At 64.5% G+C, this 24,221-nt stretch carries 24 protein-coding genes; 6 read left to right on the top strand and 18 right to left on the bottom strand.

The window, feature by feature from the left end; all coding sequences use genetic code 11:
- Window positions 1–15: 15 nt before the first annotated feature.
- The 9 genes from O3300_RS18560 to O3300_RS18520 form a co-directional block, all read right to left on the bottom strand.
- Window positions 16–624 (bottom strand): TadE/TadG family type IV pilus assembly protein, encoded by a 609-nt coding sequence (locus O3300_RS18560; protein ID WP_099665823.1) that lies wholly within the window; start codon window positions 622–624, stop codon window positions 16–18.
- Entirely contained in the window at window positions 614–1,096 is a 483-nt protein-coding gene (locus O3300_RS18555; protein WP_099665824.1) for a TadE/TadG family type IV pilus assembly protein, read from the bottom strand. The genes O3300_RS18560 and O3300_RS18555 overlap by 11 nt, the downstream gene beginning before the upstream one ends.
- Window positions 1,093–2,520, bottom strand: a complete 1,428-nt coding sequence (locus tag O3300_RS18550; protein WP_305053778.1) for a pilus assembly protein TadG-related protein — start codon at window positions 2,518–2,520, stop codon at window positions 1,093–1,095. The genes O3300_RS18555 and O3300_RS18550 overlap by 4 nt, the downstream gene beginning before the upstream one ends.
- On the bottom strand, window positions 2,510–2,812 hold the full coding sequence (locus O3300_RS18545) for a hypothetical protein (protein WP_305053777.1): 303 nt from the start codon (window positions 2,810–2,812) through the stop codon (window positions 2,510–2,512). Before O3300_RS18545 ends, O3300_RS18550 begins: the two co-directional genes overlap by 11 nt.
- A 16-nt stretch (window positions 2,813–2,828) precedes the next feature.
- Complete coding sequence (locus O3300_RS18540; protein ID WP_305053776.1) at window positions 2,829–4,244, bottom strand: type II and III secretion system protein family protein; 1,416 nt, start codon at window positions 4,242–4,244, stop codon at window positions 2,829–2,831.
- A gap of 38 nt (window positions 4,245–4,282) precedes the next feature.
- Complete coding sequence (gene cpaB / locus O3300_RS18535; protein WP_305053775.1) at window positions 4,283–5,140, bottom strand: Flp pilus assembly protein CpaB; 858 nt, start codon at window positions 5,138–5,140, stop codon at window positions 4,283–4,285.
- Window positions 5,137–6,510, bottom strand: a complete 1,374-nt coding sequence (locus tag O3300_RS18530; protein ID WP_077398639.1) for an ATP-binding protein — start codon at window positions 6,508–6,510, stop codon at window positions 5,137–5,139. The genes cpaB and O3300_RS18530 overlap by 4 nt, the downstream gene beginning before the upstream one ends.
- A gap of 93 nt (window positions 6,511–6,603) precedes the next feature.
- Window positions 6,604–7,137 carry a prepilin peptidase gene (locus O3300_RS18525; RefSeq protein WP_099665829.1) on the bottom strand — a complete coding sequence of 178 codons (534 nt, stop codon included), beginning with the start codon at window positions 7,135–7,137 and terminating at the stop codon, window positions 6,604–6,606.
- A gap of 215 nt (window positions 7,138–7,352) precedes the next feature.
- A complete protein-coding gene (locus O3300_RS18520) occupies window positions 7,353–7,535 on the bottom strand; it encodes a Flp family type IVb pilin (protein WP_034752975.1) in 183 nt (60 codons plus the stop codon).
- 481 nt (window positions 7,536–8,016) lie between these two features.
- Between O3300_RS18520 and O3300_RS18515 the strand changes: the two genes are divergently transcribed.
- Complete coding sequence (locus tag O3300_RS18515) at window positions 8,017–9,063, top strand: GGDEF domain-containing protein (RefSeq protein ID WP_099665830.1); 1,047 nt, start codon at window positions 8,017–8,019, stop codon at window positions 9,061–9,063.
- Here O3300_RS18515 and O3300_RS18510 read toward each other — a convergent pair.
- Window positions 9,060–10,286, bottom strand: a complete 1,227-nt coding sequence (locus O3300_RS18510) for an HD-GYP domain-containing protein (protein ID WP_099665831.1) — start codon at window positions 10,284–10,286, stop codon at window positions 9,060–9,062. The genes O3300_RS18515 and O3300_RS18510 overlap by 4 nt on opposite strands.
- A 138-nt stretch (window positions 10,287–10,424) precedes the next feature.
- On the opposite strand from O3300_RS18510, the gene O3300_RS18505 reads away from it, so the two are divergent.
- The gene (locus O3300_RS18505) at window positions 10,425–11,366 is read left to right on the top strand and encodes a LysR substrate-binding domain-containing protein (protein ID WP_289899589.1); all 942 of its coding nucleotides are present in this window, start codon (window positions 10,425–10,427) and stop codon (window positions 11,364–11,366) included.
- 194 nt (window positions 11,367–11,560) lie between these two features.
- Complete coding sequence (locus O3300_RS18500) at window positions 11,561–15,157, top strand: indolepyruvate ferredoxin oxidoreductase family protein (RefSeq protein WP_305053774.1); 3,597 nt, start codon at window positions 11,561–11,563, stop codon at window positions 15,155–15,157.
- A 53-nt stretch (window positions 15,158–15,210) separates the two neighbouring features.
- Here the strand turns inward: O3300_RS18500 and O3300_RS18495 are convergent, their stop codons facing one another.
- A complete protein-coding gene (locus O3300_RS18495) occupies window positions 15,211–16,221 on the bottom strand; it encodes a substrate-binding domain-containing protein (protein WP_077398629.1) in 1,011 nt (336 codons plus the stop codon).
- Window positions 16,222–16,674: 453 nt separating this feature from the next.
- Between O3300_RS18495 and O3300_RS18490 the strand changes: the two genes are divergently transcribed.
- On the top strand, window positions 16,675–17,007 hold the full coding sequence (locus O3300_RS18490) for a hypothetical protein (protein ID WP_305053773.1): 333 nt from the start codon (window positions 16,675–16,677) through the stop codon (window positions 17,005–17,007).
- A gap of 7 nt (window positions 17,008–17,014) precedes the next feature.
- Here O3300_RS18490 and O3300_RS18485 read toward each other — a convergent pair whose 3' ends face one another.
- Complete coding sequence (locus O3300_RS18485; protein ID WP_305053772.1) at window positions 17,015–18,058, bottom strand: MBL fold metallo-hydrolase; 1,044 nt, start codon at window positions 18,056–18,058, stop codon at window positions 17,015–17,017.
- A 169-nt stretch (window positions 18,059–18,227) separates the two neighbouring features.
- Here O3300_RS18485 and O3300_RS18480 point away from each other — a divergent pair, with 169 nt between their 5' ends.
- A complete protein-coding gene (locus O3300_RS18480; RefSeq protein WP_099665834.1) occupies window positions 18,228–18,851 on the top strand; it encodes a TetR/AcrR family transcriptional regulator in 624 nt (207 codons plus the stop codon).
- Here O3300_RS18480 and O3300_RS18475 read toward each other — a convergent pair.
- A complete protein-coding gene (locus O3300_RS18475) occupies window positions 18,824–19,930 on the bottom strand; it encodes an exo-alpha-sialidase (RefSeq protein WP_305053771.1) in 1,107 nt (368 codons plus the stop codon). The two genes, O3300_RS18480 and O3300_RS18475, sit on opposite strands and share 28 nt — an antisense overlap.
- 4 nt (window positions 19,931–19,934) lie before the next feature.
- Complete coding sequence (locus O3300_RS18470; RefSeq protein WP_251349478.1) at window positions 19,935–20,204, bottom strand: MoaD/ThiS family protein; 270 nt, start codon at window positions 20,202–20,204, stop codon at window positions 19,935–19,937.
- A 92-nt stretch (window positions 20,205–20,296) separates the two neighbouring features.
- On the opposite strand from O3300_RS18470, the gene O3300_RS18465 reads away from it, so the two are divergent.
- Window positions 20,297–20,608, top strand: a complete 312-nt coding sequence (locus O3300_RS18465; protein ID WP_070258491.1) for a hypothetical protein — start codon at window positions 20,297–20,299, stop codon at window positions 20,606–20,608.
- A 1-nt stretch (window position 20,609) separates the two neighbouring features.
- Here the strand turns inward: O3300_RS18465 and O3300_RS18460 are convergent, their stop codons facing one another.
- From O3300_RS18460 to O3300_RS18445, 4 genes are all read right to left on the bottom strand, one after another.
- On the bottom strand, window positions 20,610–20,906 hold the full coding sequence (locus O3300_RS18460; RefSeq protein ID WP_099665838.1) for a 2Fe-2S iron-sulfur cluster-binding protein: 297 nt from the start codon (window positions 20,904–20,906) through the stop codon (window positions 20,610–20,612).
- Between the two features lie 9 nt (window positions 20,907–20,915).
- Window positions 20,916–22,067 carry a Gfo/Idh/MocA family protein gene (locus O3300_RS18455; protein WP_305053770.1) on the bottom strand — a complete coding sequence of 384 codons (1,152 nt, stop codon included), beginning with the start codon at window positions 22,065–22,067 and terminating at the stop codon, window positions 20,916–20,918.
- Between the two features lie 9 nt (window positions 22,068–22,076).
- A complete protein-coding gene (locus O3300_RS18450; RefSeq protein WP_305053769.1) occupies window positions 22,077–23,129 on the bottom strand; it encodes a sugar phosphate isomerase/epimerase in 1,053 nt (350 codons plus the stop codon).
- 93 nt (window positions 23,130–23,222) lie between these two features.
- Window positions 23,223–24,158, bottom strand: coding sequence for a substrate-binding domain-containing protein (locus tag O3300_RS18445; protein WP_226941190.1), 936 nt, complete (start codon window positions 24,156–24,158; stop codon window positions 23,223–23,225).
- Between the last annotated feature and the right edge of the window lie 63 nt (window positions 24,159–24,221).

Genomic DNA, 24,221 nt, shown 5'->3' with positions numbered 1-24,221 from the left:
CCGACGCACTGGCGCTCATGGACAAAAGCCGGGATTGTCCGCATAGCCCAGCGACTCGGCCACCGCCATGGTGGTCCCGCTGGGCAAACGTATGGCGCCTGCGCCGGAGGGAAACATCATCCCCAGCAGCGGCAGGATGGGCCGGTACGGCACGCGCTCGCAGCGCGCGCCGACGCCGGGCTGGCACAGGCGTGCGCGCACGAAGCGGATGCAGCTGGCGCCGTGCGGATCGTCCAGGCAATTGATGCGGTTGCGCTGCGGGCATCCCGGCAGCACCGTCACCGGCAGTACCGCCAGCGCGGCGCCGCCAGCGCTCTCCGACAAGTAATCGATGCGCACATGCGCGTCGCCGAGGCCGCCGCCCAGCGGCAGCGTGCCCGGCGTGGCGCGCAGCACGGCGTGCGTGCGCAAGGCTTGCAAGGCGCCGGCATCGCTGAAATCGGTGACGGCGGCGGCGCGCGCCGCGCGCCGGGTAATTTCATGCACCATGTTCCACATGTACACGGCGCGCGCCACTTCCAGCATGGCGAACAGGAACAGGAAGAACAGCAGCGCCAGCATGGCGAATTCGACGGCGAAGACGCCGCGCTGGCGCTGCCGGCGGAGGTGCGGGTTAATGGACATAGCGCAATGTCGCGTTGGCGCGCAGCGGGATCGGCGCCAGTTGCGGCAGCCACTTGCGGGTCAGCGCAGGCAGGAAATCGACCGGCATGTCGGCGGTGACCTTGATGCGCACCTGCAGCGGCGCCGTCGCGTAGCTGCCGCAGCCATAGGAATCGTCGGCATACACGCAGTCCACGTTGACCCTGGCGGCCTCCATGCCCGGCCAGCTTTCCGCCATCGCCTCGACCACCATCTGCCGGGCCAGGGCGGCGCCCTGGTTCGCCGTGCCGATGCTGCCCATCTGCGGCAGCGGCATGGTCGCCATGTAGCGCGCCGCATCGTGCGCGCTTTTTTGCAGGGCCGTGTACACCAGCAGCGCGCGTCCGAACAGCAGCACGAAAGGCAGCAGCGCCATGAAAAACAGCAGGATCAGCGCCAGCTCGATGGCGGCGACGCCGCCCTGGCGCCGCGCGGCGCGGCGGAGCGGCCTCATTGCAGCAGCTCCGCGGGGCCGGCCAGCGCGCCCTCGTCCACCAGCCCGTCAAATTCGGCGCTCAGTACGCCATTGCCGGCCGGCGCCGTCATGAAGAAGCGGCCGATGCCGCGCACCCGCGCCAGCACGTCGCTGCCGGACGGCACGGGGCAAGCCAGCAGGGGAATGTGCAGCAGCCGGCGCTGCGCCACGCCCGTGTTGCCGGTCGGCGCCGTCTGGAAGCCCAGCGTCTGGTAGGGCGGCGTGGCAGGGTAGCCGGACTTGGCGGCCGGCGCGGCCGGGCTGGCCGGATACAGCCTGGGCCAGTCGCTGGTGGCAAACGGCAGATAGCCGCCGGCCGGCTTCGGGTTGCTGTACCTGGCCGCCCTGGAAAACGACCACAGCGGTCCATAACTGCCGACGGCGGGCGGCGTCGCGTTCGATTCCGGATCGGCCACGGACAGCAGCGGGTTGCCCGTGCTCAGGGCGCTCGGCGCGTCGGGCGTGTTCATCATCCACCAGCTCGGGGCCGTATTCGGATAGGCGCGGATATTCGTGTCGGGCGGCGCCGTGACGGCATGGCAGCCGCTGCCCGCATGCTGGTTGAAGCGCGCGTTGAAGGCCGTCCACAGCGCGGCGGGAAAAGGCCGGTGCACATGCACCTGGGCGCTGCCGATGCGCGGATACAGCACCGTGCCGCTGCAGACGAACGGCAGCACGCTCGCTTCGCCGACCTGCTGCGACGGCCCCACCACGCCCGGCTGGCCCAGCGGATTGAGCACGAAGTGTTCAGCCGCGGGGCCATGCGGATTGAGTTTGAACAGGTTATACGCCACGCCGCGGCGAAAGCCATACTCCAGCAACTCGACGGCCGGCAGCAGCGCCGCATTCGTGCGCGGACTGGCCGCGCTGGCCGACAGCGCGCAGATGGCCAGCGGCATCAGGCGCAAGCTGGTGCGCCCCGCCACGGCGCGCGCGCCCGTGTCCAGGGTGCGCAACGCCGGCGACCAGGCACCGAGAAATGCCGTCGCCACCCGTCCCAGCGAGGGTGTATTGGCCTGCGTATCGACGCGCACGAACAGCGCCGTGGCGGCGTCGGGCACGGCGCCAGCCGCATGCCAGCCGCTGGCAGGCGCGTCGGGCGTACTGGCGAAGCGGATGCTGGCGTCCGACAAAGTCGCGCCCTGCATGCGGCGGCGCCATGCGCTGCGGTCGGCCGCACTGCCCTTGGCTTTTTCCACGGCGACGAGCAAGCCCTCGGGCGTGCCCACCAGTTCCGCGGCGGCCGCCATCGCCGCATTGTCGGCCAGGTTCTGCAGCTCCGTCTTGCGGCCGATGACTTGCCCCACATCAAGCGCCAGGCCGATAAAGCCCAGCACCACGATGAGCAGGATGGAAAAGGCGATCAGCATCGCCCCGCGCTGGTGCTGGCGTCTATTTGCCACTGCCGCCTCCCAGCATGAATTGCACCGGTTGCGGCGCCTGGGCATTCGGTTCGGCGAACGAGGCGCGGTAGCGCTGCATGACGGCGTGCGCGCTGGGTCCGTCGAGGCCATCGGCCGGCCGGCGATTGCCCGCGCCGGCCGGATCGCGCACCTGCTGCGCCATGGACAGGCGCACGGCGTCGCCGAAGCGCCGGTCCAGCTGCGGCGTGCTGCCGTGCGCGCAGGCTGCCAGCTGCAAGGCCAGGGCCAGGGCGGCGCAGCGCCGCAGCGACGTCAAGAACGAGTTCGGCATGGCGTATCTCCCCGTCTCATTTCAACTCGAAACCGTTGGCCGCGCGCGGCGGCGGCACGGACGGCGGCGCGCCTTCCATCTTGCCGCCCAACATCAAGTCCATGCGCGAAGGCGGCGCCAGCTGCGCCGTCGGCAGCACGGCATCGGCCGGCAAGGGTTTGACCAGATGCGCGGTAATGACGAACAGCAATTCCGTGCGGTCGTGCTGGAAATCCGTGCTGCGAAACAGCGCACCGAGGATGGGCACTTCGCTGAGCCAGGGCACGCCCGTGATATTGCTCACCTGGTTATTCTTGATCAAGCCGCCGATGGCGTAGCTCTGGCCGTCGTACAGCTGCACCGTGGTCGAGGCGCGCCGCGTGGTGATGACGGGCAAGATCGAACGCCCGCTGACGCCGGCGGCGGAAATGCCCACGCCCTCGCGCGACAGTTCCGACACTTCCGGCGCCACCTTCAGATTGATGCGCCCGCCCGACAGCACGGTGGGCGTGAAGCGCAGGCCGACGCCGTATTCGCGCTCTTCCAGCGTGATCTTGTTGTTGTCCTGGCCGACGGGAATGAAGATCTTGCCGCCGGCCAGAAAACTGCCCTCTTGCCCGCTGATCGCCATCACCGTCGGTTCGGCCAGGATGCGCACCAGGCCATCCTGTTTCTGCGCCTCGATGGTCAGCTGCTGGCGGCCATTCGACTTGCGCACGTCGAGCAAGCCATTGGCCGTGCCGCTGAGGAAGTTCGACAGCAAGGTGGTGGCCCAGCTGCCGGACGCGAGGCGCAGGGTGGCGCCCACTTCCAGCCGCTCCAGCAGGGACTTCGACACTTCGGCAATCTGCACGGCCAGCATCACCTGCTGCGGCGCGCTGACGTCGAGCATGTTGATGATGCGGCTGTGCGCGCCGCCCGCGCCGCTGGCGGGCGGCATGGCGGCCCCATCGGCCGGCTTGGGCAGCGCCAGCGCGACCGTGGCGCGGCGCACGTAGGCGTGCGCCAGCTCGACGGCGCGCAGCACGGCGCCCGCATCTTGCACCGTGCCCGACAGCACCAGGGTATCGGCCACGGCCGTGACGCGGATGGCTTTTTCTTCCGGCATCAGCGCCGCCAGGGTCGTTTGCAGGCCGGCCGGGTCCATGCTGACGCTGACGTTCACCACGCTGCACACGCCGCTGCGTCCCTGGATGATCATATTCGTGCTGCCCACGTCGACGCCGACCACGTACAAGGTGTCGGGCGCAACCAGCATGGCTTGCACCACGGCCGGGTTGCCGACACTGCGCTGCTGTACCGCCTCGGGCAGGCGCAGCATGCTCGACTTGCCCACCTGCAGCTGCAAGTGGCCGGGCGAAGCCGCTTCACCGCCGCAGCGCGGGCCAGGATCGGCCGCCGCGCCGGCAAGCGGCGACAGCAGGCAGAACATTATCAGCAGGGCGCGGTTCATGAGCGTGTCCATGGTTGAGCAAGGCAAAGGCCAAAAGGCTAAAAACATTCGCGCGACTGGCGCGTCCCGTCGATGACGCCGCTGCACAGGCGCTGCGGCGCCGGCGGCGCCTTCGCCACGCGCACGGGACGCGGCGCGGCGGCCAGCACGGGCGCGGCGGCAGGAGGAGCCGGCTCGGCGTCATGCGGTCCGCCCAGCAGGGTCAGCTTGGTGGCGCCCGCCGTCACGCCCGGCTGCGGGTCGACCTGGTTGCGCAGCACCAGCGACAGGCTGCCCACGCTGCGCGCCAGGTCCAGGTTTTCCGCCTGTTCCGGCGTCACTTCCAGGGTCACCGCATTGACCACGCGCGGCTTGGTCTCGTCGCGCCCCACTTCCTGCGCCACGGCCAGCACGAGGATGCGTTCGAGGACGATCTTGGAAATGTTGCGGCTTTGCGGAAACGCGCGGTCGCCGGCATCCTGCTGGGTGCTCACGATGATGTCGACATAGTTGCCCGGCAAGGCGAAGCCGGCCACGCCGATCACATCGTTGACGCGCACGGTGATGGCGCGCCGCCCTTCCGTGATCAGGGCCGACAGGCCGCCCAGGGTGCCGGCCGGCGCCAGCTTGGCTTCGCTCAGCGGCTCGCCGCGCAGCACGCTGGTTTTCAGCACCCGTCCCGCCAGTGTGGCCGGGTCTTGCAGCGCGCCCTGCGGCAAGCTTTCCGCCGGCCATTCGGCCAAGCGCAGCATCTCCGGCGTCAGGCGCTGGCCCAGGTTGACATCGCTGGCGGCCACGACGATCTTGCCCTTGCCGGCCGGCGTCTGGCGCAGCAGCCAGTGCGAGGCCAGCAGCACGGCCAGCAGGCCCAGCACGACCGCCAGGCCCATCATCAGGAGGGCGCGCCGGTTCTTCATGCGATGCGCTCGCACAGGCTGGCGGCCGGCATGTCGCAGCTGGCGAACAGGCTGCTCCAGGCCTGTTCCAGGGCGGCCACCGTCAGGCGCGCCTCGCTGCCGGCAAAGCCGGCGAAGTCGCCTATGCGCGCCAGCAATTCCTGCGGATAGCTGGCCAGCAAGGGCCGCCCCTGCGCGCCATGCAGCTGCAGCAGATGGTTCAGGGCTTGCTCGTCGATGGCCATGCCCGCCAGCCGGCATTGCTGGCGGAACAGAGCGCGATAGGCGCTCTCGGTCAGCGGCCCCACCTGCACCTTGTAGCCGATGCGGCGCAGCAAGGCGGCGTCAAACAGCTCGTCCGGCGGCACGTTCGTGGCCAGCACGAGGGCATTGTCGAACGGCACGCTGATCTGCACGCCGCCTGGCAAGCCCAGCTGGTCGCTGCCGCGCGCCAGCGGCTGCATCAGCCGCGTCAGCAATTCTTGCGCCCCCAGGCGCTGGCGGCCCAGGTCGTCGATGATCAGCATGCCATTGTTGGCGCGCACATGGGGCGGCGCCTGGTAGCAGCCGCCGCTGGCGTCATGGCGCAGCTCCAGCATGCCGGCGTCGAGCTCGGCGCCCACGTGGATCACGGGACGCTGGCACAGCACCCAGCGGATGTCCGTGCTGCGCCGCTCCAGCGCCTGGCGCGCATGGCTGACGTGCTGCGGCGCGGGCGGCAGGTGCTGGGCCGGGTCATACAACTGGATGATGTCCTGGCCGACGACGATGGCGTAGGGCACGGCGACCAGCCCGTGCAGCAATTGTCCCAGCTGCAGCGCCAGGGTCGACTTGCCGCTGCCGGGCGGACCGTACAGCAGCAGCGAGCGTCCCGAATGCAGGGCCGCTCCGACCACGTCGAGCATGCCCGGCCCCGCATGGGCGCCCCCCAGCACGGCGGCCAGGTCGTCGCTGCCGACGCGCTGTTCCTGCGCCAGCCACGACTGGCGCGCCACCATGGCACGGTACGCTTCCAGGGTGACGGGAGCGGCGCCGATATACGCGCAGCGCTCGAGGAAGGCGCTGGCGCGCTGCTTGCCGGCGCCCGTCAGCTGGTACTGCACGTCGATATCGGATTCGCCGCGCCAGGCCACCTCGGCCATCTGCTCCGTCACCATGAAATCGAGCACTTCGCGCAAGACATTGATCGACAGGCGCAAGCGCGTCGTCAGCGCGGACAGGTGCGTCTTGCCGCCCACAAACATCAGCTTGGCGATCAGCTCGACCACCAGCGGCCGCTCGAGTCCCGTTTCACGCAAGCTCTTCGGTTGCGGCGGCAGGGGCGGCATCAGGTTCGCGTCGGCAGGGCGCGGCGCACTCTCGGTGCTCAGGGAATAGTCGACCTCGGTCATGCTGCGTCTCCAAGCCGGTTAAGAGGGCATTCAACAGAATTCATTCTAGCGAGCGGAGACTGGCGCCCATTGATCAAGAGCAATGAATACCAATCAGAAATAATGACGCCCCTGCACCGTCAGGCAGCCCAGGGCAATGGCCAGGCCGTACGGCATGTTGCCCACGCTGGCCTGGCTGCCGAGTGCAGTTGGCGCCAGGGGAATGCCGGCCATGCGCGCGATCATCGGCCACAGCAGCTGGCGCAGATTGCCCAGGCAGGCGCGCCACTTGCCCTGCCAGGTGATCATCAGCACGGCCATCACGCCGCCCAGGACGAACGTGGCGAAACAGATCTGCAGCACGGGCCAGGGACCGGCAAAGGCGCCCGCCATGGCGATCAGCTTGACGTCGCCGGCGGCCATGCCGCGCAGCACATACAAGGGTAAAAAGAGGAAAAAACCCGTCGCCATGCCGCCCAGCCACACGGGCAGTACGCTGTGCGGCCACAGCCACAGGTGCAGGGCCAGGGCGGCGAGGATGCCGGACAACACCACACCATTCGGTATCTTGCGGCGGATCAAATCACTGACGGCGGCCCCCGTCACGAAGCACAGCAACAGCAAATCGCACAAGGCGGTTGCAGGCATGGCACACCTCCCGAAAAAAAACCCGCCACTGGACTAAGTAACCCCCAGTAAATTATTGTGATTTCTGACTTCCATAACCGGCGCTCTGCGGCGTTGCCAGCTGCTAGCAGTGCTCGCACTGCGTCGCAGCAGGCGCCTTGCATAGCATCCGGTTCTGTTTGTCATAAATTCACAATAATGTCCCGAGGATTACTTCGCCAGCGGCGGGCACCCGCTTAGGGCGTCAACACCAGGTTCGACGAAATGTCGGTGAGGACGGCCAGCAAGTTGGTCTTGATCAGCAAGAAACCGGCCGTGATGGCGGTAGCCATCAAGGCCGCAATCAAGCCGTATTCGATTGCCGTAATGCCATCCTCATCCTTGACAAACTGCTGTACTGCCGACAGGAAGGTATGCATGACAAGCTCCCAAAAGTGAATCACAAGTCCCTGGCGCAATCGGGTGTGAAACATTGCCCATTCCTGCTAATATGTTTCCTGCCGTAAATTTCTGCGCCATTGCATTGACTATAAAGCGTCCACGTTTTGGCAAATTGACGCGCCACAAGTTTCCATATGGAAATTATCAAACCCTGTCGACATGTCGGCTGACGCAAACAAATGTTGCGATCTGGATTGAAAGCCTTCGTCAGGGCAAGTTTTTTGCAATGCAGTGCATGAATCTCATGTATTTACATGAAATATTGCATACGTTAATTGCCTATTAGGCAAAAAGACATTATCCTGCTTAGCTCTTCTTTGGAAAGGCCTCTCGCCCGGCGGTACAGAGCGTCATGCCACCAAATAAATCTTGGCTTCTTGTAGACGGACGCGAACATGCTCTTGCTTGATGCAATGCTGGTATGACGACACTTGTGTGACTACTTTCCAGAGATCGACAATGGATTCCCTACTGAAACACATGGTGGACATGACCGGGCACCGCGACCACACGATGCTCGACATCTCCGTGATCTCGGCGGTCCAGGAACTCGCTGCCGCATCGCAGACCCGTGTGCTGGCCCTGACCACCGTGCGGGGCCAGGTGTTCGTGCGGTCGCGGGCCATCATCGTGGCGGGCAGCGTGGCCCGCATGGAAGAGCATACCGATCCTACCCTGCCGGGCGAACCGCTGTCGGACTACCCGGCCCTGGCCGCCTGCATCAAGCGCCATGAAGCGAGCGCCGACACCCTGTGCGCCGACGGCCGCCACCTGCTGTGGCTACCCATCTGGATCGGCGACCAGGTCACCACCTGCCTGGAAATCACCAATCCCACGCCCTACACGGGCGCCACCATCCAGGTGATCGGCGGCATCGTCAGCGTGTACCGCAATTTCCAGAACCTGCTCGACTACAGCGAACGCGATTCGCTCACCGGTTTGTTGAATCGCAAGACCTTCGACGACCAGCTGGCAAAAATCCTGCAAAGCCGCGGCGAACCGGAAGCGGAAAAGCCGCGTCCCGTGGATGAAGAACGGCGCCACCATACGGACACGGAACGGCAATGGCTGGCCGTGATCGACGTCGATCATTTCAAACTGGTCAACGATAAATTTGGCCACCTGTATGGCGATGAAGTGCTGATCCTGATCGCCAACCAGCTGCAATCGTCGTTCCGCTCGCAAGACCGCATCTTCCGCTTCGGCGGCGAGGAATTCGTCGTGCTGCTGCGCTCGATCACACTGGAAAATGCGCAGAAAATCATCGACCGCTTCCGCACCAATGTCGAAGCGCACGACTTCCCGCAAGTGGGCAGAGTGACCGTCAGCGTGGGTTTCGTCAGCATCAACGCCTACGAGGCGCCCGTCATCATCCTCGGCCGCGCCGATCAGGCCCTGTATTACGCGAAAAGCCATGGCCGCAACCTGGCGTGCCACTATGACGAGCTCGTCGCCAAGGGCTTGCTGACGACGATCACCTCGAACGATACGGCGGAATTCTTCTAGGCATCCGCGAGGGAAAGAAAGCGCATGGGATCGACCTGCCACTTGGCAGCCGACTCATGGCCGACGATCTTGTCGGCGCCGCCAAAGCCGAAGCCGCGCGACAGGTCGACCGTTTCCGGCTTGATGTAGGTCTTGCTCTTCGTACTGAAAAACACATTCACCTTCGGCGCCAGCAGATTGCTTTCGTGCGCCTCGATGACGACGGCCAGGCGGCCCGATTCCAGCATCACCATGGTGCCTACCGGATAGATACCCACGCAGCGCATGAAATCCTGCGCGAACACGGGATTGAAGTGGAATTTGCTCCACTCGTAGATCTTGCGCAAGGCTTCGGCCGCGGGAATGCCCTTGTGATAGCTGCGGTCGGATGTCAGCGCGTCATACACGTCGACGATGGCGGCCATCTGCGCCAGTTCGCTGATGGCGTCGCCGGCCAGCTGGTCCGGATAGCCGCTGCCGTCGCGCCGTTCGTGGTGGTGCAGGGCGATATCGAGCGGTATCGCGCCCACCTCGGGCGACTGGCGCAGGATGTCGTAGCCGTCGCGCGGATGGCGCTTGATCAGGGTAAATTCTTCCGGCGTCAACGGACCGGGCTTGTTCAGTACGCTGTCGGGCACCAGAGCCTTGCCCGTGTCGTGCAGCAAGCCGCCGAGGCCCGCCTGGTGCGTGGTCGTGGCATCGATGCCGCGCGAGCGGCAAAACGCCACCAGCAGCGCGCACACGCTGACGGAATGCAAAAAGGTGTAGTCATCCTTGGTCTTGATGCGCAACAAGCCGACGAGGGCGCCGGGATTGCGCAGGATCGATTCGGTGATGTCCTGCACCGTGTGCTGCACGCGGTCGAGCTCGACCGCCTTGCCCAGGCGCACGTCGGCCATCACCGTGCGCACCAGGCTGGTCGCCTGCCGCCGCACCTGCGTGGCGCGCGCCAGTTCCATGCCCAGCGACACGCGCGTGACCACTTGCAGCGGCGCGGCGATCTGCACCAATTCGCGCTCCGTCTCGGCGCGCGCCTGCGCCACGGTGGGCGCGTCCTGCACGTCGAGGCCCTTGCCGCTGTCGATCACCACGTCGTGGATGCCGGCCTGCATGATCTTGCGGATTTCATCGTCGCTGCGCAACAGGAAACGGTTGCGCACGAATGGATGCGTCATCCAGTCGCAACTGAGGTCATGGATGTACATGCCCACTTTTAATTGAGACGAATCAACTTTCTTGAGCATGCTGTCATCCCACAAATACGCGACTGGAGCACCGAAGGCGCTAGAATGAGTATAACAAAATTGTTATTCTGCTGGCCGCGTTCGGCGCCGTGGCGCAACACCCGGTTTTTTCCGCTCAACGCACCGCTTCTGGGACCCATGGAACTGCGCCAATTACGCTACTTTGTTGCCATCGTCGACCACGGCTCGCTGTCGCGCGCAGCCCTGATCCTGCACGTGGCGCAGCCGGCCCTGACGCAGCAGCTGCGCCAGCTGGAAGAGGAACTGGGCGTGCAGCTGCTGCACCGCTCGGCGCAGGGCGTGCTCAGCACGGATGCGGGCAAGGTGTTTTACGAACATGCGCAAGCGATCCTGAAACAGGTGGCCGACGCCCGCTCGGCCGTCACGCAAAGCGCCACGCGGCCGTCCGGCAATGTCACCCTGGGCTTGCCGCACAGCATATCCGGCGCCCTGGCCCTGCCCCTGCTGCTGGCCGCGCGCGAACGCTATCCCGAAATCACCCTGCAACTGACGGAAGAAATCACGGGCAACCTCAATGAACAGCTCAAATCGGGCCGCATCAACCTGGCCGTGCTGTTCGACGATGGCCAGCTCACGCCCTTTGCCTGCAGCCCGCTGGTGGAAGAGGAGATGCGTTTTATCTGCCGCAACGATTCGCCGTTCGCGCCCGCCGGCCATGCCGTGTCGTTCCAGCAAGCCTTGAGCGCCACACTGATCCTGCCGGGCCTGCAGCATGGCGTGCGCCCGCGCATCGACAGCCGCGCGCGCGAGCTGGGCCTGGAAACGGCGAACGTGATCGAGATCAACTCGATCGCCATCCTGAAATCGGCCATCCTGGCCGGCATGGGCGCCACCATCCTGCCGGCCGCGCCCCTGCTGGCCGAGCTCGACAGCGGCGCCATGCGCAGCTACGCCATCCACAGCCCCGTGCTGTCGCGCACGGTGGCCCTGTGCGCCTCGAAAAACATTCCCCTCACCAATGCGGGCAACGCCGTGAAAAACCTCGTGCTGCAAGTGGCCGCCGAACTGTGCGGCAGCGGGCGCTGGGTGGGGGCGCATGTGCTATCGCCCATGGCATAAGTATTTCTTATACCCCCATCGGCAAAGCGTATTTGCCCCCTTTCCTGACTCGTTCTACACTGACCACATTAACTATTTTAAATTTAAAATAGTTATGTGCCGCCCACTCGCGGCCATCCCGTCTGCACAGCGCGCGCCTTACCGGGCGCGTCCCTTGTACAGCCGATATCTGAAACACCCTTTTGGAGACAGCCATGTCCGTGACCACGGAAAACGGCTCCGCAGCGTTCGCTAGAAACGCCGGTGCCGCGCCATCTACGCCCCCCGACACATCCCGCTTGACCACCGTCAGCCTCGACGACAAATACACGGCCACTTCCGGCGCCATCTTCCTGTCCGGCATCCAGGCCCTCGTGCGCCTGCCCATGATGCAGCGCTTGCGCGACCAGGCCGCTGGCCTCAACACGGCCGGCTTCATCTCCGGCTACCGCGGTTCGCCCCTGGGCGGCCTCGATGAAAACCTGTGGAAAGCCAAGAAACAGCTGGAAGCGCACCACGTGCAGTTCGTGCCCGGCGTCAACGAAGACTTGGCCGCCACGGCCGTCTGGGGTTCGCAGCAAGTCGACCTGATCGGCCCGGCCAAGTACGACGGCGTGTTCGCCATGTGGTACGGCAAGGGCCCGGGCGTGGACCGCTGCGGCGATGTCTTCAAGCACATGAACCATGCGGGAACGTCAAAACTGGGTGGCGTGCTGCTGGTGGCCGGCGACGACCATGGCGCGTATTCATCGACCCTGCCGCACCAGTCCGACCATTTGTTCTCCGCGTCAATGATCCCCGTCCTGTATCCGTGCAACGTGCAGGAATACCTGGACCTGGGCATCCACGGCTGGGCCATGTCGCGTTTTTCCGGCTGCACGGTGGCCTTCAAGGCGCTGGCCGACACGGTCGAATCGTCGGCCTCCATCGATGCCGACCCGTTCCGCGTGGAAGTCAAGATTCCGCAGGATTTCGTCATGCCCGAAGGCGGCCTGAACGCGCGCCTGTCGAGCATCCCGCTGGGCCAGCAGGCGCGCAACCAGGAAGCGCTGATGCAGGACTACAAGATCTATGCGGCCCTCGCCTACGCGCGCGAAAACAAGCTCAACCACACTACCATCGACAGCCCGAACGCCAAGCTGGGCATCATCGCCTCCGGCAAATCCTACCTGGACGTGCTCGAAGCCCTGGAAGAACTGGGCATCGACGAGCAGATGGCGGCCGGCGTCGGCATGCGATTGTTCAAGGTGGCCATGCCGTGGCCGCTGGAGCCGGACAGCGTACGTGAGTTTGCGCAAGGTCTCGATGAAATTCTCGTGGTAGAAGAGAAGCGGCAAATCGTCGAATACCAGTTGAAAGAGCAACTTTACAACTGGCGCGACGACGTGCGCCCACGCGTCATCGGCAAGTTCGACGAAAAAGGCGAATGGGTGGCGCCGCGCGGCGAATGGCTGCTCACGTCCAAGGCGGACTTTTCCGTCTCGCAAGTGGCAAGAGTCATCGCCAGCCGCATCGCGCGCCTGATTTCCGACCCCGTCACCTGCGACCTGATCAAGGCACGACTGAGTTTCCTCGACGCCAAGGACGCGGTCTTGAAAAAGGCCGTGAACACGCCGTTCCGCCCCGCCTTCTACTGCTCCGGCTGCCCACATAACACGTCGACCAAGGTGCCGGACGGCAGCCTGGCGCTGGCCGGCATCGGCTGCCACGTGATGGCCACGTCGATCTACCCGGAAATGAACAAGCTGACCACGCACATGGGCGGCGAAGGCGCGCCATGGATCGGGCAAGCGGCGTTTTCCGAATTGCCGCACGTGTTCCAGAACCTGGGCGACGGCACGTATTTCCACTCGGGCTACCTGGCCATCCGCGCCGCGCAGGCGGCCAAGGTGAACATCACCTACAAGATTCTCTACAACGACGCCGTCGCCATGACGGGCGGCCAGCCCGTGGACGGCTTGATTACCGTACCGATGATGGCGCAGCAAGTGGCGGCCGAAGGCATCGCCCGCATCGCCCTGGTCACGGAAGATTTATCGCGCTACAGCGACCGCAGCAACCTGCCCGCCCACCTGACCTTGCACGACCGCAAGGACATGGATGCCGTGCAGCGCGAATTGCGCGAAGTACCAGGCGTGTCCGTGCTGATCTACGACCAGACTTGCGCGGCCGAGAAGCGCCGGCGCCGCAAGAAAGGCGAATATCCGGATTTGCCTAAGCGCATGGTCATCAACGACGCCGTCTGCGAAGGCTGCGGCGATTGCGGCGTGCAATCGAACTGCGTGTCGATCTTGCCGAAAGAGACGGAATTTGGCCGCAAGCGCACCATCGACCAATCCTCGTGCAACAAGGATTACTCGTGCGCCAAGGGTTTCTGCCCCAGCTTCGTCACCGTCGAGGGCGGCAACCTGAAAAAAACCAAGACGGGCGCAAGCAAAACGGACGAAACGGACAACTTCGGCCCCCTGCCGGAACCGGTCCTGCCCGGCTGCGACGCGCCGTACAATATCCTGATCAACGGCATCGGCGGCACGGGCGTCATCACCGTGGGCGCGCTGATGGGCATGGCGGCCCACCTGGAAGGCAAGGGCGCATCCGTGCTGGACATGACGGGCATGTCGCAAAAGAACGGTTCCGTCACCTCGCACGTGAAAATCGCCAGGTCTCCCGCGCACATCCGCGCCCAGCGCATCGCCACGGGCGAAGCGGACCTGATCCTGGGCTGCGACATGCTGACGGCCGGCGCGCAGGATGCCGTGTCGAAAATGCGTCCTGGCCGCAGCCTGGCCGTCGTCAACCTGCATGAGCAGCCGCCGGGCACGTTTGCGCAAAATGCCGACTGGCAATATCCGACGGCGGAAGTGCGCCAGCTGATCGAGGAATCCGTGGGCGGCGCAGACGCAGCCGACTTCATCGACGCCACAAAACTGGCCACGGCGCTGATGGGCGATTCGATTGCCGCCAACCTGTTCATGCTCGGCTACGCGTGGCAAAAAGGCCGCATCCCGCTGACGGAAGCGGCCTTGCTGCGCGCCATCGAACTCAATGGCGTCGGCATCGAGTCGAACAAGAAAAGCTTCCTGTGGGGCCGCCGCGCCGCCGTCGACGTACGCCGTGTGACGCAAATCGCCACACCGTCACAAGCGATCATCGTGCAAATGCCGCAAAGCCTCGATAGCGTCATCAAAAAACGCGTGGAGTTCCTCACGGCCTACCAGAACGCCCCGTATGCGGACGGTTATTTGACCCTGGTCAAACAGGTGCGCGACCGCGAAAACACCTTGGGACTGGGCCAAAAGTTGTCGACGGCTGTCGCCAAGAGCTATTTCAAGTTGCTGGCCTACAAGGATGAATACGAAGTGGCGCGTTTGTACACGGATGGCCGTTTCGTGGAGCAATTGCAGCAGCAATTCGAAGGCAATTTCTCCGTGAAATTCAACCTGGCGCCGCCGCTGTTTGCGAAAAAGGATGCCAAGGGCCACCTGGTGAAAGCGGAGTTCGGCTCCTGGATGTGGCGCGCCTTCAAGCTGCTGGCGAAAGCCAAGGGGCTCAGAGGCGGCACCTTCGACGTCTTCGGTTATACGGCCGAGCGCAAGATGGAACGCGCGCTGATCGTCGAATACCGCGAATTGCTGGCCGGCATGCTGGTCAACTTGACGGCGGACAACCTGGCCACTTGCGTGGAACTGGCGACCCTGCCCGAAAAAATCCGCGGCTTCGGCCACGTCAAGGAAGCGGCCGTCGCCACGTATCGCCAGGACAAGGCGAGATTGCTGGCCAAGCTGGCGGACGGCAGCAAGCACGCGGCGTAAGCCGGTCAGCGGGGCTTGAAATGAAAACGCAGAGCCTCGGCTCTGCGTTTTTTTCATTCAGGGCAGCGCCCCACCGTCGCCCCCGGCAACAGCACCGGTTGCCAGATTTCCTGCAGCCGTTCCGGCGGCGTGCCGGCCAGCAGGGATTGCAGCATTTCCACCATCTTCGCGCCGGCGCGGCGCAGGTCGGGCTGGTCGATGGTGGTGACGTTGATGCCGATCAAGGTGTCTTCCACATTGCCCCAGACGATGACGGAGATTTCCTTGCCGATCTCGATGCCCGCATCCATCAGCGCGCGCACCACGCCCACGCCGGACAAGTGGTTGTCGACGATGACGGCCGTGGGACGGGGCGAGCAAGCCAGCAATTGCTGCATGGCCTGGTAACCGCTGCGGCGGTCGAAAGTATTGTCGAGCAAATAGTGGGGATCGACCGGCAAGCCCGCTTGCGCCATGCAGCGGATAAAGCTTTCCTTGCGCTCATAAGCAAAATGCAGCTCCAGCGGCGCGCTCAGCAGGGCGATGCGCTGGTGGCCATGCGCCGCCAGGAACGACACGGCCAGGTCGATGCCCGTGTCGTTGTCGTAATCGAAATATGCATACGGCGCGTCGATGCGCGTGCGGCCATTCGCGACAAAGGGAAAACCCACTTTCGTCAAATACGCGATGCGCTCGTCGACCACCTTGGTGCGGCCCACCACGAGGCCATCGACCTGGCGCCCGCGCACCATGGTTTCATACGAGGGCTGTTCATTCTGCGGCGACACGGGGGCGATGATCAAACTCATCTTCGACGCTTCGACGGCATCCGACATGCCATTCACCACGGAAAGAAAGACGCTGTCGCCCAGGTCGCTGGGCAGCAGCGGATAGATCATGCCCAGCACATTGGTGCGGCCGACGGCCAGGCTGCGCGCCAGCGGGTTGGGCCGGTAGCCGACTTTCTTGGCGGCGGCCAGGACGATTTCACGGGTGCGGGAATTGACTTCCGGATAGCCGTTCAACGCCCTGCTGACTGTCGTTTTCGACATGCCGAGGGCAATTGCGAGGCTCTTGAGATTCATGTTAACTACCTGTCTGTATGGCAAAAGAAACCAACTCTGACCGTCAATTATAGCCCAGAGCGCCAAACAGACCGCGCATTCGCGTGCGCAGACACGGTAGAAAAACAACAACACATTGACTATTTAAAAAGCAACGTTTTAAATGCGACCACGTTTGCCCTCTTCTTGGCACGGCATCCGTGATGGCAGACAAACAAGGGCCACAAGCGACAGCGGGTACTCACTTTGACAACTATCTCGCCAGCGCCGGCATGCCGCTGCGGCAACACGCAGCGCGCACGATAGCATTATCAAGAAAACATAATTCACTGGAACTGTGCGAGAATTTGTCCTACTCTTGATTCAGGTAAAGATTACCGCCTGGCATGTTCGGACAATGATGCCTGGCGCAGCACATCGGTCCGGGCTTCCCCCATCCCTGCACGCCTGGACATACTCTCAAAGGTGAACAATGTGGTCACGCTAAGCTCCGTCAACAACTTGCAAGCCTCGCTGGCCACGGCGCAACGCCGGGTCGAACAAGGCCAGAACCAGGTACAGCGCGACAGCGAACAACTGGCGCAAAGCCGCCAGCTGCTGGCGAAGGAACAGGAATCGCTGAGCCAGACCCAGCGCAGCAGCCAGCAAGCCCAGGCCGATGCCCCGGCCGCCGTCAAGGCGCCGCAGCTGGACCAGGCGATCAAGGTGGCCGTGCCGCAACAAGCCATCCCCGCCGCGCCGAAAAGCACGCCCCAGCTGAACGGCTATGGCCAGACGGTGGGACGCCTGATCGACGTGACGGCGTAGGGCGAGCCTACTTCGCCATTTCCTCTTCCAGCATCGCCAGCCACCACTTATTTCCCTTCTTCGGCTGCGCCAGGTCGACCGCCTCGCCCATCTGCGGCGTGGCCAGGTTCACGCCCTGCTTGGCCGCCAGCCCCGCGATGCGGTCGAACGGTTCATGCCAGGCGTGCAGCCCCAGGTCGAAGGTGCCGTTATGCACGGGCATCAGCCACTTGCCGCGCAAGTCCAGGTGGGCTTGCAAGGTCTGTTCCGGCTGCATGTGCACGTCCGGCCACAGCTTGTCGTAGGCGCCCGTCTCGATCATGGTCACGTCGAACGGGCCGTACTTGTCGCCGATCTGCTTGAAACCGTCGAAATAGCCGGAGTCGCCGCTGAAAAACACGCGCACCTCCGGCGCGTCGATGACCCACGACGCCCACAGGGTTTGATTGCCGTCAAACAAGCCGCGTCCCGAGAAATGCTGCGACGGCGTGGCGACGAGTTTCACACCGGCAATCGTCGTGCCTTGCCACCAGTCGAATTGCCGCACCTTATCCTTCGGCACGCCCCATGCCACCAGGGTATCGCCCACGCCCAGCGGCGTCACAAAGTGTTCCGTCTTGGCGGCCAGTTGCAGCACGGCAGCGTGGTCGAGGTGGTCGTAATGGTCGTGCGACAGGATGACGGCCTTGATCGGCGGCAAGTCAGCGATGCTGATGGGCGGCTGGTGGAAACGCTTCGGTCCGGCCCACTGCACCGGCGAAGCGCGTTCGGAAAACACGGGGTCGGTGAGGAAGAATTCATTGTTCAGTTTCAACAGCAGGGTCGAGTGGCCCAGGCGAAACAGGCTGTTGTCGGGCGCGGCCAGCAGTTGCGCCCGGGTCAAGGCTTGCACGGGCACGGCTGCGGCCGGCACGGTGCTGTCGGGCTTATCGAAGAAAAACGTCCACATCAGCTTGAGCGTTGCGGCCGTGCCCAGCTTGTGCATTTGCACGGGGTTGCGGAACTTGCCGTCGAGGCGTTGTGGCGATTCTATGGGCGCGGCAGGCGCGGCGCGCAAGGTGCAAGAACTCATGATGATCAGGACTCCCAAGGATAAGAGACGACGTGCGACTCGGTGCAAGTGCATATGCGGCCCGGCAAAGAATTAACAAGGTTTAAATTACACTACACAGTGTAGTTCCTATTTCTGGCAAAGTAAACCAAGAGGTGTAAAATATTGTTTTCAAAGGAGATTTCCCGCCATGGCCGCACCGCAACGCCTCACCGACCGCAAGCGCGTCGCCATCGTCGATGCCGCCATCGCCGAGTTCCGCGAGCACGGTTTTGATGCGACCAGCATGGACAAGATCGCCGCCACGGCCGCCGTATCCAAGCGCACCGTGTACAACCATTTCCCCAGCAAGGACGAGCTGTTTGCGGAAATCCTGCAGCGCATGTGGGAAAGCAGCATGGCCCAGCCCGCCGTGCCCTATGTTGCCGACCAGCCCCTGCGGCCGCAAGTGCTGGCCCTGGTCGAGCAAAAGATGGACTTGCTGTGCGATCCGGCCTTCATCGACCTGGCGCGCGTGATCTTTGGCGAAACCATCCACTCGCCCGCGCGCGCGCAAGCGATGGTGACGCGCCTGAATGAAAAGGAAACGGGCTTGAATATCTGGATCCGCGCGGCGCAGCAGGACGGGCGCATCAAGGCGGGCGAGACGCTGGAAGTGGCGCACCTGCTGATGTCGCCCTTGAAAACCTTTGCCTTCTGGCCGCAGATCACCCTGGGCGAGCCTTTGCTGGGCCCGGCACGCCGGCGCGAAGTGACGGAACTGGCCGTCGATATCTTCCTGTGCTATTACGGCGTGGCAAAACAGACGGCATAAACGGGCGGCAAGTGGGCGGAAATGGTCTGCCAATGCTCGCCCTCGTCGCCTGAAAACCAGGCGCCGCCTGTCGTCGACGCCATCAACAGACTGCGCCCATCGTCGGCCAGCGCCAGCCCGTGGCGGTAGACGAGGTCGTAGCAATGCTGCTGCGGCAAGCCCGCGCGCAAGACTTCGAAGGTTTTCCCGCCATCGCGCGTGCGCGTCACGGCCAGCGCACCGTCGATGGGAATGCGCAGCACGTCCGCCTGCGCCGGCACGAACCAGGCCGTGTCGCCATCGCGCGGATGCACGGCCACGGCAAAGCCGAAATGCGACAGCGGCGCCGTCGTCACCTCTTGCCAGTGCCAGCCGGCATCGTCCGAGCGCCAGATGCCGTTATGGTGCTGGCACCACAGCGCCTCCGGCGCGCCGGCGCTGCGCACGATGCGGTGCGGGTCTTGCACGGCTTCGTTTTCATCGAGTTCGGGCGGCATGTAATCGGCGCGCATGCCCGTCGCGCTCAAGGCCCAGCTGGCGCCGCCATCGACCGTTTGCCACACGCCGCCGCAGGACACGCCCACCAGCACCTTGGCGCTGTCGCGCGGGTCGACGCAAATGCTGTGGATGCCGGGCACGTCATAGCCGCCGCCAAACCACTGCGCCCGCTGCGGCACGTTCCACAGGGATTCCACCAGTTGCCAGCTGTCGCCGCGGTCGCTGGAACGAAACAGGCCGCCAGGCAGGGTGCCTGCCCACAGCACGCCTGGCTGGTCCGCGCCACCGGCCGCCAGCGACCAGATCTGCCGCAAGGTCCAGTCCACCGTATCGCTGCTGCCTTCCGGCTTGGCGGGATAGGCGGGCACGGCGACTTCTTTCCATTCGCCACTGCCCGCGTCGCGCCGGTGCAGCTTGGCGCCGAAGTGCCCCAGGTTCAGGGCCGCGTACAAGGTGCCGTCACGGCCATCGTGCAGCAGCATGGAGATGGGATCGCCGGCAAACTGCACCAGCGCCAGCTGCCAGGCGCCGGCCGCATCGACATCGAACTGGAACAGGCCCTTGCGGGTGCCGAGATACGCGCGCTGCGGGACTGCTGTCATGGCGTCAACCTCCGGAAAGTGCCTGCAAGATATACACCTGGCTGTCGGGCCGCAAAGCGTCGTCGAGCATGCGCCGCTCGCGGCAGCGGGCGCCGTCGATGAAGATCACCACATTGGGGCGCAAGGCGCCCTGCTCGTCGAGCACGTAGCCGCGCAGGCGCGGCTGCCGGGCAAACGCGGCATCGAGGGCGGCGCGCAGGCGTGGCGCATCCACCTCCACGGCAGGAACGTCGAGGAAACGCGCCAGTTGTTGCGTAAAGTGCAAGTTCGCCATGCTGCCTTCGACGTCATCGGCCTGGTCCTCATTCTAGTCCCCTTTGCGGCCAATACAATTAAAATAGAGGCAAGCACACAAGGAGGCCAGGCATGACGATTACCCCGGAAGAACTAGCGGTGCTGATGCAGGAAGTGGAAGTGGCCGATCCCATCGATTTTGCCGACTTGCCCTTCGACGAGCAGGAATTGCGCGGGCTGATCGCCAACCACCTGTGCGAGATGGCCGACGCCATGGAAAGTTTCAGCCCGGAAGACCGCAACCTGGCCCTGCTGGCCGTGGCGGCCAAGCTGGTGCTGGAAAACCTCGTCTTGCACGTGCAGTTGCTGCGCCGCCACGGCTTGCCCGTCAGCGACAGCGTGGATGCGCTGCTGCAGCGCCTCAAGGGCGGCAAGCCGTCGTGAACTAATTGCCCGTACGCACGGCGCGCGCCTGGATGGTGACATCGCTGTCCGCCACGGCCACGCAAGGCAGGATGTAGCCGTCGAGCCGTTCATCGGGGCTGATGCCGGGCCAGTCCACCGTGTAGCGTATCGTTCCTTCGGGCATGTGGCAGATGCACGTGCGGCAGGTGCCGTTGCGGCAGGAGCTGAGCAGGCGGATGCCGGCCAGCTCGGCGGCAGCCAGGATGGTGCTGCCCGCATCGGCCGGGAATTGCCAACCTTGCGGGACGATTGTGATGGTAAAGGGAAGCGCGCTCATGCCTCCAGTTTAACAGTCCGGCAGCGCGGTCCAGCGGCCGCCATCCGCATGGCTGCGCAGCACGGCTTCCGCAAAGGCCAGGCCCGCCACGCCATCGGTGACGGTGGGCAGCCAGCCCGCTTCCTCGGGCACGGGCAAGCCCGATTGCAGGGCGCGGATGCGCAAGGCCGCATCCAGGTACAGCTGGGCGAACGCTTCCAGATACCCCTCCGGATGGCCCGCCGGCACGCGCGTGGCGTGGCGCGCGGCCGCGCTGTCGACCCGTCCCGGGCGCAGCAGCTGGCGGTTGCCGCCCTGCGGCGTGAACCACAGTGCATTCGGTTGTTCCTGATCAAAGTCCAGCTGCGCCTTGCTGCCGAACAGGCGCAGGCGCACCGTGTTTTCGCAGCCGGTCGCCACCTGGCTGGCCCACAGGGTGCCTTTCGCCCCATTGGCGTAGCGCAACATCACCTGCACGTGGTCGTCCAGCGTGCGGTTCGGAACAAAAGTCGACAATTCCGCCAGCACCTGCTGCGGCGTCAAGCCGCTGACGAATTGCGCCAGGTGATACGCGTGCAAGCCCACGTCGAGCAGCACACCGCCCGGCCCCGCCTTCTGCGGGTCGTTATGCCAGTTGCCCTCGTTCATGCCGCCCGCCGCGATGGCATCGGCCAGCCAATCCTGCGAGTATTCCACCTGCACGAGGCGCAGCTCGCCGATGTCGCCCGCCTCGACCATGGCCCTGGCGTGGCGCAGCAGCGGGTAGCCGCTGTAGGTATGCGTGAGCGCAAACAACAGGTTTTTCTGCTGCGCCAGCGCCGCCAGCGCCCGGCCTTCCGCCAGAGATATTCCCAGCGGCTTGTCGCAGATCACGTGGATGCCCGCTTCCAGGAACGCCGTGGCGACGGGCGCATGTAAATGATTCGGCGTGACGATGGCGACGGCCTCGATGCCGTCCGCGCGCGCGGCCTCCGCCTGCGCCATGGCGCGGTAATCGCTGTAGCAACGCTCCGGCGCCAGATGCAGCGCGGCGCCGCTGTCGCGCGCGCGCTGCGGGTCGGACGACAGAGCGCCCGCCACCAGTTCATACTGGTCGTCGATGCGCGCCGCGATGCGGTGCACGGCACCGATGAATGCGCCCTGCCCGCCCCCTACCATGCCCAAGCGTATCCGTCGCTGCATGTCGTCTCCCTATTTCAAGCCTAGCAAGTGATGAATTTGATCCTGGTCAACCGCGCTGCCCGCGAAATCGTCGAACGCGTGTTCGGCCACGTGGATGATGTGCTCGCGGATGAAGCGCGCCCCTTCGGCCGCCCCATCCTCCGGGTGTTTCAGACAGCATTCCCACTCCAGCACGGCCCAGCCGGGGAAATCGTACTGCGCCATCTTGGAAAAAATGGCCTTGAAATCGATCTGCCCGTCGCCCAGCGAGCGGAAGCGCCCGGCCCGGTCTTGCCAGTCGCCATAGCCGCCATACACGCCCTGGCGCCCGTTCGGCCGGAATTCCGCATCCTTGACGTGAAAGGCCTTGATGCGCGCATGATAAATGTCAATGAAGGCCAGGTAGTCGAGCTGCTGCAGCACGAAGTGGCTGGGGTCGTACAAGATGGACGCGCGCGGGTGGTCGTCGACGGCGGCCAGGAAACGCTCGAACGTCACGCCATCGTGCAAGTCCTCGCCCGGATGCAACTCATAGCACAGGTCCACGCCGGCCGCGTCGAACGCGTCGAGGATGGGCAGCCAGCGCCTGGCCAATTCCGCGAACGCCGTTTCCACCAGGCCGGCGGGGCGCTGCGGCCATGGATACAGGTACGGCCAGGCCAGCGCGCCGGAAAACGTCACGTGCGCCTGCAAGCCCAGGCGCTGCGAGGCGGTGGCCGCCCACAGCAGCTGCTGCGTGGCCCAGGCCGTGCGGGCGGCGGGATCGCCGCGCACCTGTTCCGGCGCAAAGCCGTCGAACAGGGCGTCGTAGGCGGGATGCACGGCGATCAGCTGGCCCTGCAAATGCGTCGACAATTCCGTCACCTGCAAGCCGTGGCGCGCCAGCAGGGCGACCACGTCGTCGCAATACTGCTGGCTGCTGGCCGCTTGTTCCAGATCAAACAATCGCGGCGCCGTTGGCAGCTGCAAGCCCTTGTAGCCCAGGCCGGCCGCCCATTGCGCCAGGTGCTCGAGCGAGTCGAACGGCGGCTCGTCGCCGAGAAACTGGGCCAGGAAGATGGCCGGGCCCTGGATGGTTTTCATATCGATGTCCTGTTAGATAAAGCCGGGGTCAGACCCTCAATGCCGCTAACGCAAAGGTCATTGCTAGCGGGCGAGGGGGTCTGACCCCAGATTTTAAAAAGGCGAGTTCGGAAAGTAGAACTGCTTGGCGTTCTCGCGCGTGATCAGCACCGACGGGATGATGGTGTTGGCCGGCAATTTATCACCTTTCAGGCGCGCTTCCGTCGTCAGCTTGATGGCGTCGTACATGAACTTGGGCGAGTACGACACGTCGGCCACGATCAGCGGGTCGGAACCGTCCATGATCTTCTTCACGGCGCCCTTCGCGCCCGCGCCGCCGAACACTTGCTTGATGTCCGTGCGCTTCGCTTGCGCGATGGCCTTTTGCACGCCGATGGCCATGTCGTCATCGGCAGCCCAGACGGCGTCGATATGCTTGAAGCGGGTCAGGTAATCCTGCATGACCTTGAAGGCGTCGTCGCGATTCCAGTTGCCATACTTGGCATCGAGCACCTTGATGTCGGGATGGCCCTTCATCACGGCGGAAAATGCGTCGTAGCGCTCGTTGTCGAGCGTCGTCGGCATGCCGCGCAGCGCGACGATATTGCCCTTGCCATTCAGACTCTTCGCCAGGTATTCGGCCGGCAGCTTGCCGAAGGCCGTGTTGTCGCCCGCGATGTAGGCATCCTGCGACTGCGTGTTCGTCAAGCCGCGGTCCACCACCGTCACGTACACGCCCTTGTTTTTCACTTGGGCGACGGGCTGCGTCAGCGAGGCCGACTCGATGGGGAAGATGACCAGGGTGTTGATCTTGTTCACCGTCAACATATCCTGCAGCTGGTTCGCCTGTTCGGGCGCCGTGGCGGCCGTCTTGACGATGATTTTCAAGCCAGGATGGGCTTTTTCCAGTTCCGCCTTGGCCTGGTTGGCCCACCACACGATGCCCGAGGTAAAGCTGTGCGTGGCCGTGGGAATGGCCACGCCGACCACCAGCTTTTCTGCCGCTTGCGCACTCGGCAGCGCCCACGCCTGCATCACCAGCACTGCCATCCCTGCTACCCGTATAAAGCTCTTCATGCTGCTCTCCTCCAAGGTTGTGGGCGCCCAGTGGCC

Origin of the sequence: Janthinobacterium sp. SUN206, assembly GCF_030587305.1 — a bacterium.
Lineage (GTDB): Bacteria > Pseudomonadota > Gammaproteobacteria > Burkholderiales > Burkholderiaceae_D > Janthinobacterium > Janthinobacterium kumbetense.
The sequence above is the reverse complement of the archived record's forward strand: the minus strand, read 5'-3'. Positions and strand labels throughout refer to the sequence as shown.